Here is a 23,654-nt window from a genome sequence, read left to right on the forward strand (position 1 = left end):
ATCCATGACCCAGTCCTTCACCGCCCCCGACGCGATCCGCACCCGCTTTTCCGAAGCCATGTCGGCGATGTACCGTGCCGAAGTGCCGCTCTACGGCGACCTGCTGTCGATCGTGGCGGAGGTGAATGCGCAGGTGCTGGCCGACCGCCCCGAACTGGCGGCGGAAATGGCGTCGGCCGACGAACTCGACCGGCTGGACGTCGAACGCCATGGCGCGATCCGGCTGGGCACCGCCGCCGAACTGAACATGATGCGCCGCGCCTTTGCGGTGATGGGCATGTATCCGGTCGGCTATTACGACCTGTCGGTGGCGGGCGTGCCGGTGCATTCGACCGCGTTTCGCCCGGTCGACGATGCAGCGCTTGCCGCCAATCCGTTCCGCGTCTTCACCTCGCTGCTGCGCCTCGAACTGATCGAGGACGCCGCCTTGCGTGCCGAGGCGGCGGCGATCCTGTCGAGCCGCCGGATCTTCACCGACGAAGCAATCCGCCTGATCGAACGGGACACGGCGCAGGGCGGCTTGGACGATGGCGATGCCGACCGCTTCGTGATGGCGCTGCTGGAGACGTTTCGCTGGCACGGCGATGCGCGGGTCGATGCCGCGACCTATGACCGGCTGCACGACGCGCACCGGCTGATCGCCGACGTCGTGTCGTTCCGGGGACCGCACATCAACCACCTGACCCCGCGCACGCTCGACATCGATGCAGCGCAAATCGCGATGCAGGCACGCGGCATTGATGCGAAGGCGGTGATCGAAGGACCGCCGCCGCGCGCCGTGCCGATCCTGCTGCGCCAGACCAGTTTCAAGGCGATCGAGGAGGACGTGACCTTTCCCGGCGACCAGCCCGGCCAGCACACCGCCCGCTTCGGCGAGATCGAACAGCGCGGTGCGGCGCTGACGCCCAAGGGCCGCGCGCTCTACGACCGGCTGCTGGCGACGGCGCGCGGGGACCAGGGATCGCAAGGGCCCAGCTATGCCGAGCGGCTGGCCACCGCCTTTGCCGCCTTTCCCGACACGCTGGACGCCTTGCGCGAACAGGGGCTGGCCTATTTCCGCTACGACCTGACCGATTGCGGCCGGCGGCTGATCGCAACCGGGGTGCGGCCGGCGGGCGATATCGACGGGTGGCTGGCGGCGGGCTATGTCCGCGCGCTGCCGATCGTGTATGAGGATTTCCTGCCGGTCAGCGCGGCGGGCATCTTCCAATCCAACCTGGGCGGCACCGAACAGCGCAGCTATGCCGCGTCGGCGGCGCAGACCGCGTTCGAGGACGCGCTGGGCGACAAGGTGCAGGACGAACTGGCGCTCTATGCCGAAGCGGAGGCACGGTCGATGATGCAGGTGCAGGACGCGTTGCGCGGGGTGGCGGCGGCCTGATGGTGGTGGTCGCGAACCTGCTGCGCCGTCTGGACCAGGCGGGGTTCGCCGGCGATGCCGAGGACGGCATCGGCGCGCGGCAGGTCGCATCGACCGACAATTCGATCTATCAGGTCCGCCCGGCGGCGATCGTCTATCCGCGCACCGGCGACGATGTGACGTTGCTGGTCCGCACGCTGGCCGATACCGGCCTGTCGCTCACGCCGCGCGGCGGCAATACCGGTACCAACGGCCAGTCGCTGAACGACGGGATCATCGTCGATTTCGCCCGCCACATGCGCGGGATCGGCGCGTTCGACCCGGATACGAACACCGTGACGGTCGAACCGGGCGTGGTGCTCGACCAGCTCAATGCCTTTCTGAAACCCCATGGCCGCTTCTTTCCGCCGATGGTGTCGACCGCCAGCCGCGCGACGATCGGCGGAATGGTCGCGACCGATGCGTCGGGCAAGGGATCGCGCCGCTGGGGCAAGACGTCGGACTATATCGTCGCGCTGGACGTCACGTTGTCGGACGGCACCCCGTGGCGCGCCGAACCGATGACCCGCGCCGACGCCGAAGCGATCGCGGCGGGCAGCGGCATCGTCGCCGATATCCACCGCGAGGCACTGCGCATCGTCACGGATCGCACCGACGATATCGCCGCGACCTTTCCGGAGATGAACCGGGGCCTGACCGGCTATAACCTGCAAAAGACGTGGGACGCCCCCGCCGACCGCTTCTTCCTCGGGTTCCTGCTCGCTGGGTCGGAAGGCACGCTGGCGATCACCCGCTCGATCACGCTGCGGGTGGCGCACAAACCGAAGAAGCGCGCGCTGGCGGTCATCCGCTATGCTGCATTCGACACCGCGATGCGCGACGTGCAGCGGCTGATCTCCGCCGATCCGGTCGCGATCGAAATCCTCGACGACAAGGTGCTGGGCGTCGCGCGCAGCGATATCATCTGGGCGAGTGTCGAGGGGCTGCTGGGCAGCGGCGGCGATGGGCCGGTCGCCGCGATGAACTTCGTCGAATTCACCGCCGACGACGATGCGACGATCGACGCCGGCCTTGCCACGCTCGCCGCGATCGGGCCGCAGGGTGACATGCGCATCATCCGCGACGATGCCGCGATCGGCCAGCTATGGACCTTGCGCGAGAAATCGGTCGGGCTGCTCGCCCGGCTGGGCGGCGCGCGGCAGGGGATTCCGTTCGTCGAGGACACCGCCGTCCCGCCCGAAAAGCTCGCCGATTTCGTTGCCGAGTTCCGCGCGCTGCTCGACGGCCATGGCCTGAACTATGGCATGTTCGGCCATGCCGATGTCGGCTGCCTGCACGTCCGCCCGTTCCTCGACCTGCGCGATCCCGCACAGGCGGCACTGATCCGCCCGATCTCCGACGCGGTGGCCCAGTTGACCAAATCCTATGGCGGGTTGCTGTGGGGCGAACATGGTCGCGGCTATCGCGGTGAGTTCTCGCCGCTGTTCTTCGGCAACCTCTACCCCGAATTGCAGGCGCTGAAGGCGGCGTTCGACCCGCACAACCGGCTCAATCCCGGCAAGCTCGCCGCGCCCGCCGGGCAAGTGATCGACCGGATCGACGGCGTGCCGTTGCGCGGTGAAGCCGACCGCCACATCGACGCGGTGCGCTCCGAGGACTTCGACCGCGCGGTGGCGTGCAACGGCAACGGCGCGTGCTTTGCATGGGATTCGCTCGACGTGATGTGCCCGTCGTACAAGGCGACCCGCGACCGCGCGCAGTCGCCCAAGGGCCGCGCCTCGCTGCTGCGCGCCTGGGCCCGGCTGGATTCGATCGAAAGGCCGACGCCGGCCGAAGCCGCCGAGCGCGACGCGCTTGCAGCCGACACGCAAGCCTCGCTAGCGACCTGCCTGTCATGCAAGGCGTGCACGACGCTGTGCCCGGTCAAGGTCGACGTGCCGACGATGAAGTCGCGCTTTGCCGAACGCTATTGGGCCAAACGCGCCCGCCCGCTCCGCCACCGCCTGATCGCGCAGATGGAATCGATGCTCGCCGCGGCGCGTGCGTTACCTGGCATCGCCAACCGCGTCGCCGGCAGCGACCGGGCGCAGGCCATGCTGGAGCGGCGGCTGGGCTATGTCGACCTGCCCGCTTTCGCCGTCGCCGATCCGCGCACCCTGCCCCCGATCGCGTCACCGGCCGCGATCAAGGCGCTGTCGCCGGAGGCACGGGCCAACACGGTCGTGCTGGTCGAGGACAGCTTCACCGCCAGCTTCGACGGGCCGCTTGCCGCCGCCGCCGGGCGGGTGCTGACGGCGTGCGGTTACGACGTGCTGCGCCTGCCGCCGCGCAGCAATGGAAAGGTGCTGCACCTGCTGGGGATGCGCGACCGCTTCGCCCGCATCGCGCGCAAGCGGATGGCGGAGGTGCGCGCGCTCGCCGATCTGGGCGTGCGGCTGGCCGGGCTGGATGCCGCCACCGCGCTGATGTTCACCCAGGAATTTGCCGAGATGACCGGCGACAGCGTGGACGTCGCCGGGCTGGAAACCGTGCTGGCCGACGCGGTGCGGCAGGGGCGTATCGCCGCGACCGCCGCCACACTGCCCCCGCAACGCCTGCTCGGCCACTGCACCGAACAGGCGCTGCGGCCACAGGCGCTGTCGCTGTGGGCGGAAACGCTGGCGGGCTTCGGTATCACCGCGGCTCCGACAAAGACCGGCTGTTGTGGCATGGCCGGGCTGTTCGGGCACGAAGCGGCGAACCAGAAACTGTCGCGCGACATCTTTGCGCTGAGCTGGTCACAGGTGACGCAGGACGACGCGATGCTCGCCACCGGCTTTTCCTGCCGCTGCCAGACGAAACGCCTGACCGGCCGCCGCCCGCTGCATCCGGTGGAGCTGATCGACCGGGTGCTGGCGGGGTAGGCCGCCCTACCGCCGCAACCGCGTCGCCAGCACCACCGCCGACGTCGTCCGCCCGATCCCCTCCAGCCGCCCGATCGCGTCGATCACGTCGTTCAGCCGCTCGAGGCTCGGCGCCTCGACCATCGCGATCAGGTCATATTCGCCGGCGATCGCATACAGCCCGGTCAGTTCGGGGATGGCGGCCAGCGCCTCGTTCGTCTCGACCAACAATTTGGGCAGCGTCGTCATCATCACATGTGCGCGCACCATGCGCCGGTCATGCGCCTCGCCCAGCCGCACGGTATAGCCGTCGATCGTCCCATCCTGCTCCATCCGCGCGATGCTGGCATAGACATGCGCGCGCGACACGTTCAGCGCGTGCGCCAGTTCGGACACGGGCACACGCGAATCCTGCCGCAGCAGCGCCAGCAACCGCGTGTCGAGTTCGCGCTTCGACAGGTTCGAACTATCGGCCGACATCCATTTCTCCCGCATAGATGGCGGTACGTGGGGCTTGGTCATCCGCCACGCTACCACGATACATGCCGTCGCTGTTCATCGCGAAGGCGATGCGTCCGCTACCGTCCATCGCGATCAGCCCGCCGTCGCCACCGATCTCGCCCACCTCACCGATCGTGTCGTCGGCCGCCGCGGCGATATCCTGCCCCTTCCACTGCACCCGGTCGCAGATTTGGCGCGCCGCGACCTGCCGGATGAAGAATTCGCCGGTGCCGGTCGCCGACACCGCGCAGGTCTTGTCCATCGCATAGGTGCCCGCCCCGATGATCGGCGAATCGCCGATCCGGCCCCAGCGCTTGCCGGTCAGCCCGCCGGTCGAGGTCGCGGCGGCCAGATGCCCGCGCTGGTCGCGCGCCACTGCCCCCACCGTGCCGAAGCGGTGCGTCGGGTCGAGCGCGGCATGATCCTCGTCACGCTTCCACTCCAGATATTCGCGCCAGCGCTTGTCGGTGCGGAAATAGGATGGATCGACCTGCTCCACCCCCTGTTCGCGCGCGAACTGGTCCGCGCCGGTGCCGGTCAGCAGGACGTGGCGGCTATGCTCCATCACCGCGCGCGCCAGCACGACGGGGTTCCTGGTCGCGCTCACCCCGGCGACGGCGCCGCCGCGCAGCGTCGCCCCGTCCATGATCGCGGCGTCGAGCTGGTTCTTCCCCTCCGCATCGAACACCGCACCGCGCCCGGCATTGAAGTTGGGATCGTCCTCCAGCACCCGCACCGCCGCTTGCACCGCATCGAGGCTGGACCCCCCCTTCGCCAGCACCGCCGACCCGGCGTTGAGCGCGGCGTTCAGACCGGCGCGATAGGTACGCTCCTGTTCGGGGGTCAGCGACCCCTTGGGGATCACCCCCGCCCCGCCATGGATCGCCAGCGACCAGTGGCCACCGGGCGGCAATGGCGCGTCGATCAGCTTGCCCGCCACCACCTTCGCCGTGCCGGCAAACGCGGGCTTCGGCACCGTCATCCGGTTCAGGTCGATCGTCCCACCCGGCGCGATCCCGGTGACGCGGATGTCGCTCCAGTCGAGCGGCTTGCCCTTCACCAGCACCGGCACCCCCTTGGGCTGGACCAGCCACGCATGGGTGTTCGCCGGCCCGCGATAGGTCGCCCGGCCATCGCCATCGACGCACAGCGCGCCCTTTTCATCCACGCCCAGCCCGATCGCAGTCGGATCGCCGGTCGCCCGCGCCTTCGCCACGAACGCGATCAGCCGCCCCAACCGGTCGCGCTGGTTGAAATGCGTGTCGGTCACGACATGGGCCATGCGCGGCATGTGCAGGAAATCGCGCACCAGCGTGACCGCATCGCCTAGCGGATCGGACAGCGCCTTGAACGAATCGATGCTGCCGCCGTCCGTCGCGCCATAGGCGGTGCCCCCCAGCACGGCGAGGCCCGCACTGGTCCCCGCGATCGGCTTGCCCGCCGCGACATGCGCGTCGAGCGCCTTTGCAACCGGCGTCCCCTGCCAGAAGCGGACATATTTCGCCTGATCGCCGCCAGCCAGAAAGATGCCGTCGGCCTTCGCGATCGCCGCCAGCACGCGGGGATCGGTCGATGCCGCGCGGTCGGTGAACAAGATGGTCGACACCGACTGGACGCCCGCCATCTCGGCGAACATCTCGCGCCCGCCCTCGCCATCGCCCGATGCGCGCAGGATCAGGATATGGCCATAGCCGGCCTTCTTGGCGAACCATGCGAACGCTTGGCTGTCCCAGTCACCGCCGCCCATCAGCATCAGCCCCTGCGACGGTACGGCACGGCGGGGTTTGGCAGGGTCGCCGGTCACGAAAAAGCGCGCACCAGCGACCGACTCCGCCGCCTGCTGCGCGCACACCACTGGGGCGGCCGATACAATTCCCCCGCATATCAACGCGATGCCCAAACCATAGTGTCGCAAGGCCACACCCCCCATCAAATTACCGCTACGCCGGATCAACATGACGTTTTTATGTTTCAATATGTCAGAAGTCCATGGCATTATGATTACGTATCGGGGCATGATCGGGGAGTATTATAATGCGGGGGAATGGGATCGCACGTTGGCTGGCGGGTACGGGGCTGGCAGGTACGGGCATGATGGCGATGGTGGGCAGCGCGCTGGCGCAGGACCTGCCGACGACCCCGCCGGGCGCCGACGCATCGGATGAAATCGTCGTGCTGGGATCGCGTATCCCCCGCGTGCAGAAGGAAGGCCCGGCACCGGTCACCGTCGTCACGTCCGAAGACATATTGAAGGGCGGCTTCCTCAGCGTCCCCGACGTGCTGCGCAGCCTGACCCAGAATAGCGGCGAGACGCAGGGCCAGCAGAGCGCCTCGGGCGCCAGCTTCAGCCCCGGCGCGCAACAGGTCGACCTGCGCGGCCTCGGCCCCAACCATACGCTGGTGCTGGTCAACGGGCGCCGCATCGCCGATTTCCCGCTGCCGTTTCAGGGCAACAGCAACTTCACCGATATCTCGAACATCCCCGTCGGCCTGATCGAACGGGTCGAGGTGCTGAGCGGCAGCGCGTCGGCCATCTACGGCTCCGACGCGATCGCCGGCGTCGTCAATTTCCAGCTGAAGACCAAGCCCGACGGCACCCGCATCGACCTGCGCTACAGCGATACCGAACATGGCGGCGGCGAAGCGTACCGGCTGATGGCGACGACCGGCTGGGAGACCGGCGGCTTCCACGGCGTCGCCGGCATCGAATTGCTGAACCAGCGCCCGCTCTGGCAGTATCAGCGCAAGCGGCAGGATTCGACGGCCGACAACCCCACCACCGCGACCCCGCTGGCGCAGCGCACCTTCCTGCGCGCGGACGAAGACGCGAACTATATCGATCCGGGCCAGGCGACCTGCGCGTCGCTGTCCTCGCTCAATCAGGGCACGATCTATTACGCCAGTCGCCGCCGCTACGGTCAGTTTTGCGGTAGCAACGAATCGGTCGCCTATGGCACGATGATTTCCGAGCGGAAGGCCATCACCGCCTATAGCGCGCTGGGCTATGACCTGGGCGGCGGCACCGAACTGTTCGCCGACCTGCAATTCAGCGTGTCGAAGCTGAAGCTCTTCCGCCGGTTCAAGAGCTGGTATTATGTCTCGCCCGACGGGAATGAAGAGGGCACCTTCTTCAACCCGAACCTGTCGCCCGACGACACCGACAGCGGGTTGCAGCTCGACAACTGGACGCGCCAGTTCACGCCGGAGGAAATCGGCGGGTTCAACAATGGCATGACCCGCAACCGGTCGATCACCTTCAACATCACGCCGGGCATTCGCGGCCAGTTCGGTGCGCGCGACAAGTGGAAGTACGAGGTGTCGTTCAACCACGCGCAATACACCTCGCGCGTCACCTTCCCCGAAATCGTCATTTCCAAATCGAACGCGCTGTTCCTTGGGGCACAGCAGGGGGTCGATCCGGCCACCGGCTATGCAATCTTCAACGCCGATGTCCGCCGCCTCTACAAGCCGCTGACGCCGGAGGAATATCGCTCGATCTCGGTCGATTCGCTCTACAAACCGCGGTCGTGGACCGACACGCTGGCCGGATCGCTCAACACCACCGACCTGTTCCAGCTGCCCGCCGGCCCGGTCGGCTTCGCGTTCGTCGCGGAGGCAGGCAAGCAGGGCTACGACCTCAACCCCGATCCGCTGACGCTGACCAACTATTATGTCGGGCTGGTCGATTCGGACGGCAGCGGGTCGCGCAGCCGCTGGGGTCTCGGCTATGAATTCCGCGTGCCGGTATTGTCGTTCCTGCAGCTGAGCACCGCGGGCCGCTATGACAGCTTCCACATCGCCGGCAATAATTTCGGCCGCTTCACCTATAATATCGGCAGCGAAATCCGCCCGACCCGGCGGCTGTTGCTGCGTGCCGCCTATGGCACCGGCTTCCGCGCGCCCGACCTGAACTATGTGTTCCGGGGGCCGGGCAACACCCATCCGTCAGCGACCGACTATTATCTGTGCCGTGTCGAGGAGCCGAACGAGACGATCGGCGATTGCAGCTATTCCGACCAGACGATCATCGCCCGCAAGACCGGCAACCGCCAGCTGCAACCCGAAACCTCGAACTCGCTGAACGCCGGGATCGTGTGGCAGCCGTCGAACCGCATCGACCTGTCGGTCGATTATTTCCGGGTGAAGATGAAGGATCAGGTGCGCGACATCAGCATCGATTCGGTGCTGCGCGACGAATCACGCTGCCGTACCGGCGGCGGGGCCGATGCGGCGTCGCCGACCTGCCGCGACGCGCTCGCCCGCGTGATCCGCTATACCAGCGGGGCGCTTGCCGGACAGCTACAGGCGGTGGCGGTCAATCCGATCAACGTCGCGGAGGAGACCACCGACGGCATCGACATCGCCGCCAATTTCCGCCTGCCGACCGCCGCGATCGGCGAATTCACCCTGTCGGGCGGCTATACCTATGTCTTCAACCACACCGTGCGCCAGTATCCGGGCGACCCGATCATCAACAAGTTCGCGCTCGACAGCAATTTCGACATCCCGCGCGAAAAGGGCACCGCCAGCCTGACGTGGAGCCTCGCCGATTTCTCGACCACACTCACCGGCCTGCGGCTGGGCAAGCTGCCAAATTACGATCAGGACGCCTTCATCCGGGCCAGCTACCTGTTCAACCTGTCGGCACGCTATGACCTGAACGAACGCCTGCGCCTGACCGGTACCGTCACCAACCTGTTCGACCAGGGCCCGGTGCGCGACCCGACCTATGCGTCCTATCCCTATTACGACATCTCATGGTTCGACGCGATCGGCCGCAGCTATGCGGTGCAGCTGACGTGGAAGATGGGGGGCAAGCCGCTGTAAGCCCTTCATCGTCACCCCGGACTCGATCCGGGGTCCCGCTGCTTCTTTCTGGTGGAGAAAGCGGGACCCCGGATGCAATGTTCACGCCTCCGCCCCCGCCTCCTCCAGCAACCACTGCCGGAACCGGTCGAACAACGGGCTGTGGCTGCTGCTGCGCGGCCACACCAGATAATAGGCTTCCGACGCGCTCAGCGTTACGTCGAGCGGCGTCACCAGCGCCCCCGATTCCAGTTCCGGCCGGATCAGGAACGACGGGATCAGCGCCACCCCCATCCCCGCCGCCGCGGCATGGGCCAGCATCAGGAAATGTTCGTACACCGGCCCCTCGCCGATCGCCGCATCGGCCAAACCGGCGGCGGCGAACCAGCGCCCCCACGCATCGGGCCGCGCCTCCAGCGACAATAACGGATGCGCCAGCAGGTCGCCGGGCGTCGCCACCGGATTGCGCGCCAGCCAGTCGGGCGAACACACCGCCACCACATCCTCATGGAACAGCAGCGCATGGTCCGCCCCCGCCCAATCGGGCAGCCCGAAATGGATCGCCGCGTCGAACCGCTCCTCGGCGAAATCGAACGGATAGGACCTTGCCGCGAAGTTGACGAGCAGCTCCGGATGCCGCGCGGTCAGCCCCGGCAGGCGCGGGGCCAGCCACCGCATCCCGAAACTGGGCAGGGTCGCGATGGTCAGCGCGCGATCGGCGACCGGGGTCAGCAACCGCCGCGTGGCGCTGCGCAGCTTCTCGACCGCCGGCCCGACCGCCTCGGCATAGGCCAGCGCCGCCGGGGTCGGCGTTACCCGCCGCCCGCGCCGTTCGAACAACGGCACGCCCAGCCAGTCCTCCAGCAACGCGATCTGCCGGCTGATCGCGCTCTGCGTCAGCGCCATCCGCTTGGCCGCGCGCGAAAAGCTGCTGGTCTCCACCGCCGCCAGGAAACTGGCGAGCGCGGGCAGCGGCGGAAGTTCGCGGCGGTGAACGTCGTGATGATCGTTGGGCATGAAGGGTGGGCCGATTGCAGTGGTGCGTTCGGCGTCAACGCTGGCACCGCCCGCCGGTGACGGCAAGCGGATCATGCCAACCGCGCATCAGCCCGATCTCCTGGCCATTACCAAATCCGTTCGGTTCGAGCAGCTTCGAGCCTGTCGAGAAGCGTCTGTCGAGAACCCGGCAGTTTGGGGCACCGTCTTCTCGACAGGCTCGAAGCAAACGGGAGGGGGTATGGAGGGAATGCGCGAGCCTACCCCGCCAGCACCACCGACCCCACCTCGATCACCGGCACCTCCCACGGATGCGCCGCGACGATCGCCGCCAGCTCCGCCGCGATATCCGCGCCCTCGGCGGCATAGCTCTTGACCACCACGGTCGGCACCACCGCCGGCTCACCCGCGCGCCCGGTCGTCGGCACCTCCTCCGCCTGCGGCACGAAACTCTCCAGCCCGAAGCCCAGTTCGAACACCCCGCGATACGGCCCGATCGCACCCAGCACGTCGCTGCCCCGGATCACGCCGACCACGGCGGACAGCAGCGCATCGTCGGCCAGCGCCGCCGCCTCGCCCGCCTGCAACCGCGCCAGCACGTTGGCCGATACCGGGCAGTGCACCCGCACGACCTGCATCGGCGTCACAGCAGCAGCCAGTCGTTGCGGGTCCGCTTGACCTCGCCCCCGCCCTGTCGCCGCGCCAGTTCGGTTTCGGCGGTGAAGCGCACATCCTCGTCGCGATCGGTCAGGAATCCGTCGAGCGAATCGTCGTCGATCTCGGTCCATGCCCGCCCGCGATCGGGACCATAGCGCACGCGCGGCAGCAGTCCGGGCTGGCGCGACCAGTCCAGCAGCTGCGCGATTGACGCCTCGTTCAGCATATCGCGCAGGTGGAACGCGGTCACATAGGCATCGGGAAACGCGCGGTGCGCCGGCAGGCCGCGCTCATGCTCCATCCCATAGGGCTTGCGCCAATAGCGCAGCATCTGGTTGGAAAAGCCGGGCGAATCCGGCCACAACCGCATCGCGCACTTCCACGTGCAGATCCAGTCGGCGCCGTGCGTCAGCTGCGCGGTACAGAATTTCTGTTCGAAATCCGCGCGATGCGCCGCGAGCGCAATGCGCCGGGGATAGGGGTCCAGCACGCGCCGGGCGATATCCTGCCAGAACGGCGCGTCGGCCACCTGTTCGTCGAGGATGTGGTGCACCGCCTGCGTCACCGGCGGGATCGGGCGGCCGGGATTGACGAAATACTGCCCGCCCTCGCCCGACAATTCCCAGCGCCCATCCTCGCCCAGCGCCACGTCCTGCCAACCGACCTCGCACACGCCATGCACCGGCGGGGCCTGCCCCGTGGTTTCGAGGTCGACGACACGGATGATCTGCGCTTGGGCCATAGGCTCCAGATGGCGCGTCCGGACCGGAAAAGCCACCCCGCTGGGACGAAGCACCCTCACCCTTCCGCGGCTACGCTGCTCCCTCCCTCTCCCAGCGGGAGAGGGAAGGGGCCCGCCCGGCGCAGCCGGGTGGGAAGGGTGAGGGCGAGCGCCCTACCCCCGCGCCACGCCGGACGCCGCCAACTGCGCATCCACCGCCGCCAGCAACCGCGCCAACCCCGCCGCGTCACGCGCTTCGGCCCGTGCGGTCAGCACGTCCTGCGTATTCGACGCCCGCAACAGCCACCAGCCATCCGCCGTCGTCACCCGTGCGCCGTCGGTCGTGTTCACGTCCGCCGCCGCCAACCGCGCCAGCACTTCGTCGATCACCGCGAACTTGCGCTCCTCGCTGACCCGGAACCGCAACTCCGGCGTGTTCACCATCTCCGGCATCGCGTCGCGCAATTCGCTCAGAGACCGCCCGCTCAAATGGATCGCCCGGATCAGCCGCACCGCGCCGTAGGGCGCATCGTCAAAGCCGTATTCGTCGCCCCCGAAAAAGATATGCCCCGACATTTCGGCGGCCAGCGGCGCGCCGGTTTCGTGCATCTTGGTCTTCATCGGGCTGTGCCCTGTCTTCCACATCAGCGGCGTGCCGCCCAATTCGGCGATGCGGTCGAACAGCGCCTGGCTGGCCTTCACGTCCGCAATGATCGTCGCACCCGGCGTCTCCTTCAGCGCCGGTTCGGCAAGGATCGCGAGCAGCTGGTCGCCCCACAACACCCGTCCCTGCCCGTCGACCGCGCCGATCCGGTCGCCATCGCCATCGAAAGCCAGTCCGAAATCGAGCTGCTTCTCCGCGACAAGCCGTTGCAGATCGACCAGATTTTCGACCTCGGCAGGATCGGGATGGTGGTTCGGAAAATGCCCGTCGACGTTCGTAAACAACAGGTGATGCTCGCCCGGCAACAGCTGGACCAGCCGCTCGATCACCGGCCCCGCCGCGCCGTTGCCGGCGTCCCAGCCGATGCGATAGCTGCCCCCGGCATAGCCCGCGATCAGCCGGCCGACATAGGTATCGGTGAAATCATGGTCCGAAACGGAGCCTTGCCCGTCGTCCCACTCGCCCGCCGCCGCCATCGCGCCGATGCGCTGGATATCGGCCCCGAAGAACGGACGCCGCTGCATCACCATCTTGAAGCCGTTATACTCGGCGGGATTATGGCTGCCGGTTATCTGTATGCCGCCATCGACCTCCAGCACCGCTTCGGCATGATATAGCATCGGCGTCGGCGCCAGGCCGATGCGGACCACATCGACGCCGCTTAGCGTCAGCCCCTCGACCAGCGCCACTTCCAGTTCGGGCGACGACAGCCGCCCGTCACGGCTGACCACGACCCGCGTACCGCCCGCGCGGCGCAGCAGCGTGGCGAAACACCGCCCGATCGCCCGCGCATCGTCCACGCCCAACGTCCGCCCGACGATGCCCCGAATATCATACTCGCGCAGCGAACTTGCGTGGAAATTGTGGGACATAGGCGACATCCTGTCGATTGCGGGGCCGGCGACCTTATGCCCAAGCGGCCGGGCTGAGTAGGGTCGTCTTTTTGGAAAAGATCAGTGCCGGAGCCGCCCCAGCAGCACGTCGCGCGCCGCATTGATCCGCCGCGCCAGATCGGCCGAGCCGCCGCGATCGGGATGCACCGCCTGCATCAACCGCCGGTGCGCCGCGCGAATCTCGGGCGCCTTCGCCCCCGCCCCGACGCCCAGGATCGCCCGCGCCTCCGCCTCGCTGCCGACCTTTTTCGGCTTGGCGCGCTGCCATAGCCAGAACGCGATCAGCAGCGACAGGATCAGGACCAGCTTGACCATGGGTTCGTCAGACGACGAGCGACGAACCGGCCGGTTCGGGCAGCTGTAATCCGCCCATCATCTCGCGCAGCTCCTGCCGCGCGGCGACGTGCGCCAGCCCCATCTCGCCGAATTCGTTGCGGTCGAGCATGGTCAGCCCCGACGGAAACAGCTCGCGATAGATGACACGTTCGGACAGGCCCGGCGTGACGCGAAACCCGACCCGCTTCGACAGCGAATTGATCGCCTCCGACACGCGGCGCATGTTGCGCGCCTCGATATGCTGCAACCGGTTGCGCAGCACGACCCAATCGATCGTCGACCCGTCGATCTTCGCGCGGTGCTTGCGCGTTTCCCAGATCAGTTCGGAATAGAAGGACGGCCGCGTCACCTTGAACGTGTCCGGGTCGACCTGCCCGATCAGGTCGAAATCGACGAAGCTGTCGTTCATCGGCGTGACCAGCGTGTCGGCGTTCGTCACCGCGATCCGCGCGAAGCGATCGTCGCGGCCCGGCGTGTCGATCACCATATATTCGGCCTGCTCGCCCAACCGCCCCAGACAGTCGTTGAACCACGCCATGCTTTCGCCGTCATGGGTTTCATAGACCGGCATGGGCAGGTTGCGCCCGGTGCGCTTGATCGTCTCGGCACGATTGTCGAGATAGCGCCCCAGCGTCCGCTGACGATGGTCGAGGTCGAAACAGGCGACACGCGCGCCCTTTGCGGCCAGCGCGATGGCGACGTGTACCGCCGTCGTCGACTTGCCGGTGCCGCCCTTTTCATTGGCGAACACGATGACGTGCAATCGATCCGAAGCTTCGTCCAAAGCGCACTAACCCAAGCTTGTTGATCCGCGGCGGCTTGCCCCATAGAAGCCGCCTCCCCCGTCCATATCGAAGGGCCATCGGCCGTGCAAATTATCCGTCGACTGGAGGCGCTTCGCGAAGCGCTCGCCGCCTATGCCGCAGCGGGCGAGGCCGTGGCGCTGGTGCCGACCATGGGCGCGCTCCACGCCGGGCACATGGCGCTGGTCGATGCCGCCCGCCGCCTTGCCCCGCGCGTCGTCGTCTCGATCTTCGTGAACCCGAAGCAGTTCGGCCCGAACGAGGACCTCGCCCGCTATCCCCGGCGGGAGGCGACCGATGCGCAGATGCTGACCGAAGCCGGCGTCGACATCCTGTGGGCGCCCGAACTGGAGGAGATGTACCCCACGGGCTTCGCCACGAACGTCAGCGTTGCCGGCGTCAGCGAGGTGCTGGACGGTGCCCACCGCCCCGGCCATTTCGATGGCGTGGCGACCGTCGTCGCAAAATTGTTCGGGCAGGTCCGCCCGGCCGTCGCGCTGTTCGGTGAAAAGGATTTCCAGCAGCTGGCCGTCGTCCGCCGGATGACCGCCGACCTCGACCTGGGCGTGGAGATCGTCGGCGTGCCGACCCAGCGCGAGGATGACGGCCTCGCCCTCTCCTCGCGTAACATCTATCTCGACGATGACGAACGCGCCCGCGCCGTCACCCTGCCGCGCGCGATGGGCGTCGCCAAACGCGCGATCGAGCGCGGCGACGATGTGGCGACCGCGCTGTCCGCCGCCACCGCGACGCTGACCCGCGCCGGCTTCGGCCCCGACTATGTGACGCTGGTCGACGCCGACACGCTGCGCGATCCCGTCCGCGGCCAGCCCGCCCGCCTGCTCGCCGCCGCCCGGATCGGCACCACGCGGCTGATCGACAATATCGCGGTGGACTTCGCATGATCGTGCCGTCCCCCCGGCGCTGGCCGGGGTGACGGTTCGGGCAGGATCACATCCGCGCCAGCATCCACACCGCCATCGCCACCATCAGCACATTTTCCAGCAGCGACACGAACCCCAGCGGGACGTTGCTATTCCCGCCGACGCACGCGCATTTCAGCGAACGCCGCTCGATATAGACCGCCTTCACCACCGATACCGCGCCGATCGTCCCGATCACCAGCGCCACCGGAATCGCGATCCACAGCAGTGCCCCGGCGATCATCAACACCCCCGCCAGCCCCTCGGCCCACGGATAGACCAACGCATAGCGCACCACCCGCTGCGCCAGCAGGTCATAGTTCAGGAACCCGTTGGCAAAGCCGTCGATGTCGCGCAGTTTCTGCAGCGATAACAGGCACATGGCGATACCGACGAACCACTCGCCCGCCCGCATCGTGAACACGTCGCCGAACGCCGAAAAGCTCGCCGCCCCGGCAATCGCCGCCGCCATGCCGAAAATCGCCGCGACCGGGGCATAGGTCGTCGCCTTGGGATCGCGGATCTTCAGCCCCAGGAACCGGCGCAGATCGTCATGTCCGCCGATCCGCTCGCCATCGACAAACGTCTGCGGCGTGGTCTTCACGCCGTGTTCGGCCTTGAACGCATCGACCGCTTCGCGCGTCGTCAGGTGCCGGTCGTCGACCGTGTAGCCATGCCGCTGCAACAGGTCGAGCGCACGCCGTCCGAACGGACAGACATGGTCGGGCATCACCATGCGGTACAGGGTAGCGGTCTTCGCCATGCGTCCTCCTTGCCCTCGGCATATGGGATACGCACGCCGGGCCGGAACCCCGCAGGAGCGCCTTTCCTACAGCGCGCCCACCTGTCAGGCTCCGGCGGTTCTTTGACAGGGCCGACACCACATCCGCGTCACCCCGGACTTGATCCGGGGTCCCGCTTCTCGTCGACGGCAGAAAAAAGCAGGCCCCCGGGTCAGGCCCGGCATGACGGACATAAAACGCCACGAGTGTGAACTTTGTGAACTTTGGCCGAAAAAACGTTATTTTTCAACGACCCGTCACGCGCGACGCTCGCGCCCCGACCGACTTGCCCTACCCGCTGTTACGCAGCGCCGTCGCGATCGCATTGATCGACAGCAATATCCCCTCGCCGATCCGTGCATCGGCCTCGCCCGCACGGTGACGCTTGAGCAGTTCGATCTGCAACAGGTTCAGCGGCTCGATATAGGGCGTGCGCAGCCGGATCGACGCCTCCAGCGCCGGGCTTTTCTCCAGCAGCCGGGTCTGGCGCGTGACCGACAGCAGCCCGTCATGCGTCGCCTGCCAGCCGTCGCGGATACGTCCGAAGATCGCCTGCCCCAGCGCCCTGTCCTCGACCAACCCGGCATAGCGCGCCGCGACGTCCATGTCGGACTTGGCCAGCACCATCTCCATATTGGCCAGCGTCGCGGCGAACAGCGGCCATGTGCTCGCCATCTCGCGCAGCAGCCCCTTGTCCTCGAACCCCTGCAACGCCGCGCCAACGCCGTACCAGCCCGGCAGCATGATCCGCGCCTGTGCCCAGCTGAACACCCACGGGATCGCGCGCAGATCCTCGATCGCGTCGGACTTCTTCCGGCTGGCCGGACGCGACCCGATCTTCAGGCCCGCAATCTCGGCGATCGGCGTCGCCTGGCGGAAGAAGGTCGTGAAGCCCTCGGTGCCGTAGACCAGCCCGCGATAGGTCTTGAACGCGGTCTCCGACAGCGCGTCCATCGCCGCGGCAAAGCGCGCCGCATCGGCCGGCGACAGCGTTTCGGGTTCGAGGCTGGCGAGCAAGGTCGCCGACGTCATCGCCTCCAGATTCGTCACCGCGCTGTCGCGGGTGCCGTATTTGGCGGCGATCACTTCACCCTGTTCGGTGATGCGGATGCGGCCCTGCACCGTGTCGTGCGGCTGCGCCCGGATCGCGGCGAACGACGACCCGCCGCCACGCCCGACCGCACCGCCGCGCCCGTGGAACAGCTGCATCCCGATGCCGGCTTCCTCGAACACCGGCGCCAGCGCGGTTGATCCCTTCGACAGCTGCCAGGTGGAGGTGAGGTACCCGCCATCCTTGTTCGAATCGGAATAGCCGATCATCACTTCCTGATGCCCCCGCTTCCGCGCGATCGCGGCGACCTCGGGCAGCGCCAGCCACTTGGTCATGATCTCGGGCGCGGCCTCCAGATCGGCGACGGTCTCGAACAGCGGGATCGCCATGATATGCGCCTGCGGCTCCGCGCCCGGCACGTACAGGCCCGATTCCTTCAGCAGCAGATGGACTTCGAGCAGGTCGGACACCGACTGCGCCATCGACACGATGTAATGGCGGATACACTCGCGGCCATAGCGGGCATGGGCGGCGGCGGCTTCGCGCAGGATCGCCAGTTCAGATGCGGTCTGCTCCGAATATTCGGCATAGGGGCTGACCAGCGGGCGCGGGCTTTCCAGCTCGCGCCGCAGCAGCGCGACGCGGGCGTCCTCGTCCAGCGCCTGGTAATCCGCCTCGACCCCGGCGACCTGCAACAGCTCGGCGACGACACTCTCATGGATCACGCTGTTCTGGCGCATGTCGAGCGTGGCGAGGTGGAAGCCGAACGTCTCGACCGCGCGGATCAGCCGCCCCAGCGCCCCGCCGGTCGACAACGGGCCATTGCCCTCCTGCACCAGCCCACGCGCCAGCGTCGCCAGATCGGCGCGGAACGCCGCCGGATCGGCATAGGGCTCGCCGGTCAGGTTGCCGGGACGCGGCGCGACCTTGCCGGTCAGCTTCTGATGGGTCGCGGCCAGCCGGGCATAGACGCCGCTGATCGCCCGGCGGAACGGTTCGTCGGCGCGGCTGAGCGCATTGTCGCCGCTCTTGTCGGCCAGCGCCGCGATCGCGTCGTCCACCGCGACATGCTCGGTCGAGATCGACAGCTCCGCGCCCAGGCTGTGCAACTGGTCGAGATAATAGCCGAGCACCGCCTCGGCCGCCTTGGCCAGCGCCAGGCGCATTGCCGGCGCATCGACGAACGGATTGCCGTCGCGGTCGCCGCCGATCCAGCTGCCGGGCTTCAGGAACGATGGCGGCCGCTCGCCCAGCACCCGCTCCCACCGGGCATAGAGCGCGGGCAGCGTGGGGAGGAAGATGTCGCGCAGATAGCTGAGCGCCGTCTCCACCTCGTCGGCGACGTACAGCCGCTCGCGCCGCAGCACGCGGGTCTGCCACAACAGCGCGATCTGGCGCAGGATCGCCTCGTCCACCCGGTCGCCTTCCGGCGTCTCGTCGCGGCCCTGATCCTTCAGTTCCATCAGGTCGGCGATACGGTTCTTGTGGTCGATCATCGACTTGCGCCGCACCTCGGTCGGATGCGCGGTCAGCACCGGCGCGATCAGCGCGTGGTCGAGGAGCGCCCGCACCGCATCGGCACCGATCCCCTCGGCCTTCAGCTTTTCGATCGCAGTGGCGACGTCCGCGCCGGGCTCGGCAGCGATGCCCTGCCGGTCCTCGGCCATGTTGGCGAGCATCGAAAACAGCATGAACCCGCGCACGAACGCAATCGTGTCGTCGAGGCTGAGGCTGTCCAGCCCCAGGTCGATCCCGTCTGCCCCCGCGACTCCGCGATGCCGGTCGACCGAGGTGGAGCGGATATGCTCGATCCGCTTGAACAGCGCGTCGCCGCCATAGGTGCGGATGACATCGCCCAGCAGCCGGCCGAGGAAGCGGATGTCGGGATTGTTCGTGATGGGGGGCAGAGTCGTCATGGGGACACTTGCTGCAATGCGGCAGGATTTCGGTCAAGGCACGATGTCGCGGGTGGCCTAAAGCCCGGCCATGGCGTAGATCGCATGGCGCTGCGAGCGTGCGCGGCGAACCGTTCGAGGGAATTGACCGATGCAGACGCCGATGACTGCCTGGTGGCAGATCTGGACCGATGCCGCGCGCACCGGGCTGCAATTCTGGGAAACCATGGCCGCCTCCGCCGTGGTGATCGACCGGCGGATGCCGATGATCGATGCCGGGATGCGCAATCCGTGGACCGCCGATCATGTCGAACTGACCGGCATGGTCACCGAAAAGGCGACGGCCTTTGCCAAGGCGGGCGATTCGCTGGCCCACGACATGGCCGCGATGCAGACGCTGTGGTTGCAGGTGATGCAGGACGCCTGGTCGATCGGCACCGCCGGGCGGATGCCGACGGCGGGCAAGATGGCGGCGGGCAGCGACCGCGCGATGCGGCTGGCGGCGGGGATGATCGGTGCCGGCGGCCGCGCGCTGACCCCGATCCATGCCAAGGCGACGGCGAATGCCAAGCGACTCGGCACCCGAAAAAAGTGAGCGGGCGCTCACAAAGAATTGAACCGTTCGCCCTGCGTAACGTTTAGCCGATCGATCCAGGGTCCATCGACGAGCCACGCCATCCCGAAACCTCTGCCCCGTGCGTTACTTTCGCCAGTCGAGGACCGGCCAGCCCCGCTTGCGCGCCAGCGCCTTCAGCGGGGCGTGGGCGTTGACCGGGAACGGCTCGTCGGCCCATTCGAACACCGGCGCATCGGACACATGGTCGCTGTAGAAGCGCACGCCCACGTCGCCGCGCGCGATGCCGCGCCCGGCCGCCCATGCCTCGATCGCGCGCAGCTTGGCCGCGCCGTAGCAATTCTCGCCATCGATCCGCGCCAGCACGTTGCCGCCCTCGCCCCGCGCCGTTTCGGTCGCGATTACCGCGTCGAAGCCCAGCAGGTTCGCGATCTCCTGCGCATAGAATCGGTAGGACGCGGTGGCGAGGATCAGCATCCGCCCCTCCGCCCGATCCGCCTCGATCCGCGCCCGCGCGCCGTCGAGCAGGCCGGTGGCGACCGTCGCCCGGGCAAAGGCGCGCGCCGTTTCGATCAGCCGCGCATCGGGCACCGCGCGCCCCAGCACCAGGCGGTGGGTCAGTTCCTTCAACCGGTCGCGGCCATAGAATTTCAGGGCATAGCCGGCGACCGCGATCCCCGCGATCGGCAGCAGCCACAACGCACCCCGGCCGCGTTCCTTCAACGCATGGCGCAGGAACGGCGTCCACGTCGCGACGCGGGTGATGGTCTTGTCCATGTCATAGATGGCGAGGTCGGGATGGCCCATATGCCTTGCGCGTACCACCTTGCCGCGACGCCGCAAATCGCCGATGAGGGGTGCCGATGAGCGCTTCCGCCGATTTTTCGCACGACCGGGCCGATGGTGGGGGCGTTTTGCGCTTCACCGGTGACCTGTCGCTGGCCCATGTCGGTGACCTGCCCGAACGGCTGAACGCCGTCGACGGGCCGGTCAACCGCATCGACCTGTCGCGGGTCGACCGGATCGACACGGTCGGCGCGTGGCTGATCCACCGTTTCGCCCGCGACCGCGACGTCACGATCGACGGGCTGAGCGACGACAGCCGCCACCTGTTCGATCAGGTCGCCGCCGCCGACGATCCCGTCGTGCGCAAGGACAAGGCACTCAGCCCACCCTTGCGCGTACTGGAGGAAATCGGCGACGCGGTATCGGGCAGCGGGCGGCAGTTGCTCGGCCTGCTCGGCTTCATGGGCGCGACGGTCATCGCGTTCGGCAACGTCCTGCGCCATCCGCGCCGCTTCCGCTTCAACGCGACGGTGCAGCGGTTCGAGGTCGTCGGCGTCTCCGCGCTCGGCATCATCGGATTGATGAGCTTCCTGATCGGCATGGTCATCGCGCAGCAGGGCGCGGTGCAGTTGCGGCAGTTCGGCGCGGAGGTCTTCACGATCAACCTGATCGGTCGCCTGACCTTCCGCGAACTGGGCGTGCTGATGACCGCGATCATGGTCGCGGGGCGTTCCGGCTCGGCGTTCGCGGCACAGCTCGGCACGATGAAGCTGACCGAGGAAATCGACGCGATGCGCACCATCGGCGTGTCGCCGATGGAGGCGTTGGTGTTGCCGCGCGTCATCGCCGCGATCGTGATGATGCTGCTGCTGGGCTTCTACGCCTCGATCATCGCGATCATCGGCGGCGGGCTCTTGAGCTGGGCACAGCTCGGCATTCCGCCGATCACCTTCGTCACCCGCATCCGCGAAGTCGTGCCGATCACCGACCTCTATATCGGCATCATCAAGGCGCCGGTGTTCGGTGCGATCATCGGCATCGCCGGCTGTTTCCACGGCATGCAGGTCGAAAGCGACGCCGAACAGGTCGGCAACCGCACGACGGCGGCGGTGGTGCAGGCGATCTTCCTCGTGATCGTGCTCGACGCGTTCTTCGCCATCTTCTTCGCATGGATCGGCTGGATATGAGCGACGACAACGACGCCATCATACGCGTGCGCGGCCTGAAGAACGTGTTCGGCGATCAGGTCATCCACGACAATCTCGACCTCGACGTGCGGCGCGGCGAAATCCTCGGTGTGGTCGGCGGGTCGGGTACCGGCAAGTCGGTGCTGATGCGTTCGATCATCGGACTGCAGACCCCGGCGGCCGGCACGATCGAGGTGTTCGGCGAGAACACGATCGGCCGCGAAGAAACCGAAGCGACCGAAATCCGCAAGAAATGGGGCGTGCTGTTCCAGGGCGGGGCGCTGTTCTCCACGCTGACCGTCGCCGAAAACGTGCAGGTCCCGCTGAAGGAATTCTACCCGAAGCTGAAGCCTGCGCTGCTGGAGGAGATCGCCGGGTACAAGGTCGTGATGACCGGCCTGCCCGCCAATGCCGGCCCGAAATATCCCAGCGAATTGTCGGGCGGCATGAAGAAGCGCGCCGGCTTGGCGCGCGCCCTCGCGCTCGACCCGCAGCTGTTGTTTCTCGACGAACCGACCGCCGGGCTGGACCCGATCGGCGCGGCGGCGTTCGACGACCTGACCGCCTCGCTGCAAAAGACGCTGGGGCTGACCGTCTTTCTCATCACCCATGACCTCGACACGCTGCACGCCATCTGTGACCGGGTGGCGGTGCTGGCGGACAAGAAGGTCATCGCCGTCGGCACGATCGACGAACTGCTCGCGCTGGATCACCCGTGGATCCAGGAATATTTCAATGGACCCCGTGGCCGCGCCGCGACCGATGCGCAGGATCGCATCGCCCAGGCGCGCGACCACAACCGCGATACCGGCACTGATCCGGTGTCGCCGCAAGCCCAGAGGCGCTGATGGAAACCCGGTCGAACCATGTCCTTGTCGGCGCGGTGGTGCTGATCCTGCTGACCATGCTGGCGCTGTTTACCGTGTGGCTCGCCCGCGTCGGCGGCGGCCATGAAAAGGAATATGACGTCTTCTTCAAACAGGGCGTCGATGGCCTTGCCAAGGGGTCGCCCGTGTCCTTCTCCGGCGTGCCGGTAGGCCAGGTCGAGGATATCGCGCTGTGGCCGAAGGACCCGCAGTTCGTCCGCGTCCGGCTGAAGGTGAAGGAGGAGACCCCGGTCCTGCTCGGCACGACCGCGACGATGGTCGGCAGCTTCACCGGTGTGTCGACGATCACGCTGGACGGCGCGGTCAAGGGCGCTCCGCCGATCGCCTGCCCCGAGGCGAACCCGGAACAGGTCTGCCCGATGGGCGTGCCGGTCATCCCGCCCAAGGCCGGCGGCGTCGCCGCGCTGCTCAGCTCTGCGCCGCAGCTGCTCGAACGCGTAACCACGCTGACCGAACGGCTGGCCGATGTGCTGTCCGACCGGAACCAGAACTCGATCGCCGCGATCCTCGACAGCACCAACCGGCTGACCGATGCGCTGGCCGATCGTGGTCCCGAAATCGCCGCGACTCTGGCCGAAACCCGCATCGCGATCCAGCGCGCGGGCGTCGCATCGCAGCAGATCGGCGATCTGGCGGCGACGACCAACGGCGTGCTGTCGCAGGACATCAAGCCGACGATCCAGCAGCTCAACCGCACCATCGCCAGCGCGCAGAAGAGCGCCGACACGCTGAACGACGCGATCGGCGATGCGAAACCGGGGCTGCAGGCGTTCAGCAGGCAGACGATCCCGCAGGTGAACCAGTTGGTCGGCGACCTGCGCGCGATGACCGGCGCACTCGCCTCGGTCGCGGAAAAGGTCGATCAGGGCGGCGCGACCGCGCTGGTCGGTCGTTCGAAGCTGCCCGACTACGACCCCAAGAAGAAGTGATGCGGACAAGGATGAGGGCCC

The 23,654-nt window shown here is 67.5% G+C and carries 19 protein-coding genes; 8 read left to right on the plus strand and 11 right to left on the minus strand.

The window, feature by feature from the left end; genetic code table 11:
* The first annotated feature begins 4 nt into the window (after positions 1 to 4).
* Both hglS and ASE67_RS13610 read left to right on the plus strand, forming a co-directional pair.
* On the plus strand, positions 5 to 1,381 hold the full coding sequence (gene hglS / locus ASE67_RS13605) for a 2-oxoadipate dioxygenase/decarboxylase HglS (RefSeq protein WP_055762360.1): 1,377 nt from the start codon (positions 5 to 7) through the stop codon (positions 1,379 to 1,381).
* Positions 1,381 to 4,263, plus strand: a complete 2,883-nt coding sequence (locus ASE67_RS13610) for an FAD-binding and (Fe-S)-binding domain-containing protein (protein WP_055762364.1) — start codon at positions 1,381 to 1,383, stop codon at positions 4,261 to 4,263. The genes hglS and ASE67_RS13610 overlap by 1 nt, the downstream gene beginning before the upstream one ends.
* Before the next feature lie 6 nt (positions 4,264 to 4,269).
* Here the strand turns inward: ASE67_RS13610 and ASE67_RS13615 are convergent, their stop codons facing one another.
* Entirely contained in the window at positions 4,270 to 4,722 is a 453-nt protein-coding gene (locus ASE67_RS13615; protein ID WP_055762367.1) for an Lrp/AsnC family transcriptional regulator, read from the minus strand.
* Positions 4,709 to 6,598 carry an isoaspartyl peptidase/L-asparaginase gene (locus ASE67_RS17810; protein ID WP_235511912.1) on the minus strand — a complete coding sequence of 630 codons (1,890 nt, stop codon included), beginning with the start codon at positions 6,596 to 6,598 and terminating at the stop codon, positions 4,709 to 4,711. The genes ASE67_RS13615 and ASE67_RS17810 overlap by 14 nt, the downstream gene beginning before the upstream one ends.
* A 236-nt stretch (positions 6,599 to 6,834) precedes the next feature.
* Between ASE67_RS17810 and ASE67_RS13625 the strand changes: the two genes are divergently transcribed.
* On the plus strand, positions 6,835 to 9,570 hold the full coding sequence (locus ASE67_RS13625) for a TonB-dependent receptor plug domain-containing protein (RefSeq protein ID WP_200922228.1): 2,736 nt from the start codon (positions 6,835 to 6,837) through the stop codon (positions 9,568 to 9,570).
* An 81-nt stretch (positions 9,571 to 9,651) separates the two neighbouring features.
* Here ASE67_RS13625 and ASE67_RS13630 read toward each other — a convergent pair whose 3' ends face one another.
* The 6 genes from ASE67_RS13630 to ASE67_RS13655 all read right to left on the minus strand — a co-directional run bounded on the left by ASE67_RS13630 (position 9,652) and on the right by ASE67_RS13655 (position 14,600).
* On the minus strand, positions 9,652 to 10,641 hold the full coding sequence (locus ASE67_RS13630; RefSeq protein ID WP_327196681.1) for a LysR substrate-binding domain-containing protein: 990 nt from the start codon (positions 10,639 to 10,641) through the stop codon (positions 9,652 to 9,654).
* A 164-nt stretch (positions 10,642 to 10,805) separates the two neighbouring features.
* Complete coding sequence (locus tag ASE67_RS13635; protein ID WP_055762373.1) at positions 10,806 to 11,192, minus strand: hypothetical protein; 387 nt, start codon at positions 11,190 to 11,192, stop codon at positions 10,806 to 10,808.
* Positions 11,189 to 11,944 carry a 3'-5' exonuclease gene (locus ASE67_RS13640; protein WP_055762376.1) on the minus strand — a complete coding sequence of 252 codons (756 nt, stop codon included), beginning with the start codon at positions 11,942 to 11,944 and terminating at the stop codon, positions 11,189 to 11,191. Before ASE67_RS13640 ends, ASE67_RS13635 begins: the two co-directional genes overlap by 4 nt.
* Positions 11,945 to 12,097: 153 nt before the next feature.
* Positions 12,098 to 13,459, minus strand: coding sequence for a phosphoglucomutase/phosphomannomutase PgmG (gene pgmG / locus ASE67_RS13645; RefSeq protein WP_055762378.1), 1,362 nt, complete (start codon positions 13,457 to 13,459; stop codon positions 12,098 to 12,100).
* An 81-nt stretch (positions 13,460 to 13,540) separates the two neighbouring features.
* The gene (locus tag ASE67_RS13650) at positions 13,541 to 13,795 is read right to left on the minus strand and encodes a J domain-containing protein (RefSeq protein ID WP_055762381.1); all 255 of its coding nucleotides are present in this window, start codon (positions 13,793 to 13,795) and stop codon (positions 13,541 to 13,543) included.
* A gap of 7 nt (positions 13,796 to 13,802) precedes the next feature.
* Positions 13,803 to 14,600, minus strand: coding sequence for a division plane positioning ATPase MipZ (locus ASE67_RS13655; RefSeq protein WP_055762386.1), 798 nt, complete (start codon positions 14,598 to 14,600; stop codon positions 13,803 to 13,805).
* A gap of 84 nt (positions 14,601 to 14,684) precedes the next feature.
* Between ASE67_RS13655 and panC the strand changes: the two genes are divergently transcribed.
* On the plus strand, positions 14,685 to 15,524 hold the full coding sequence (gene panC / locus ASE67_RS13660; RefSeq protein WP_055762389.1) for a pantoate--beta-alanine ligase: 840 nt from the start codon (positions 14,685 to 14,687) through the stop codon (positions 15,522 to 15,524).
* A gap of 46 nt (positions 15,525 to 15,570) precedes the next feature.
* On the opposite strand, the gene ASE67_RS13665 is transcribed toward panC, so the two are convergent.
* Entirely contained in the window at positions 15,571 to 16,305 is a 735-nt protein-coding gene (locus ASE67_RS13665) for a MauE/DoxX family redox-associated membrane protein (protein WP_055762392.1), read from the minus strand.
* Positions 16,306 to 16,615: 310 nt separating this feature from the next.
* Positions 16,616 to 19,291: a phosphoenolpyruvate carboxylase gene (gene ppc / locus ASE67_RS13670; RefSeq protein ID WP_055762395.1), complete on the minus strand. Its 2,676-nt coding sequence runs from the start codon at positions 19,289 to 19,291 to the stop codon at positions 16,616 to 16,618.
* A gap of 130 nt (positions 19,292 to 19,421) precedes the next feature.
* Between ppc and ASE67_RS13675 the strand changes: the two genes are divergently transcribed.
* Positions 19,422 to 19,865 carry a hypothetical protein gene (locus ASE67_RS13675; protein WP_055762398.1) on the plus strand — a complete coding sequence of 148 codons (444 nt, stop codon included), beginning with the start codon at positions 19,422 to 19,424 and terminating at the stop codon, positions 19,863 to 19,865.
* A gap of 105 nt (positions 19,866 to 19,970) precedes the next feature.
* Here the strand turns inward: ASE67_RS13675 and ASE67_RS13680 are convergent, their stop codons facing one another.
* Positions 19,971 to 20,651, minus strand: a complete 681-nt coding sequence (locus ASE67_RS13680) for an HAD family hydrolase (RefSeq protein ID WP_055762401.1) — start codon at positions 20,649 to 20,651, stop codon at positions 19,971 to 19,973.
* Between the two features lie 56 nt (positions 20,652 to 20,707).
* Between ASE67_RS13680 and ASE67_RS13685 the strand changes: the two genes are divergently transcribed.
* Genes ASE67_RS13685 through ASE67_RS13695 form a run of 3 tightly spaced genes read left to right on the plus strand, consistent with a single transcriptional unit; the run spans position 20,708 to position 23,633 of the window.
* A complete protein-coding gene (locus ASE67_RS13685; RefSeq protein WP_055762404.1) occupies positions 20,708 to 21,817 on the plus strand; it encodes an ABC transporter permease in 1,110 nt (369 codons plus the stop codon).
* Complete coding sequence (locus ASE67_RS13690; protein ID WP_200922229.1) at positions 21,814 to 22,665, plus strand: ABC transporter ATP-binding protein; 852 nt, start codon at positions 21,814 to 21,816, stop codon at positions 22,663 to 22,665. The genes ASE67_RS13685 and ASE67_RS13690 overlap by 4 nt, the downstream gene beginning before the upstream one ends.
* On the plus strand, positions 22,665 to 23,633 hold the full coding sequence (locus ASE67_RS13695; protein ID WP_055762410.1) for an MlaD family protein: 969 nt from the start codon (positions 22,665 to 22,667) through the stop codon (positions 23,631 to 23,633). Before ASE67_RS13690 ends, ASE67_RS13695 begins: the two co-directional genes overlap by 1 nt.
* Positions 23,634 to 23,654 lie beyond the last annotated feature (21 nt).

The organism is Sphingomonas sp. Leaf23, assembly GCF_001421585.1.
Lineage (GTDB): Bacteria > Pseudomonadota > Alphaproteobacteria > Sphingomonadales > Sphingomonadaceae > Sphingomonas.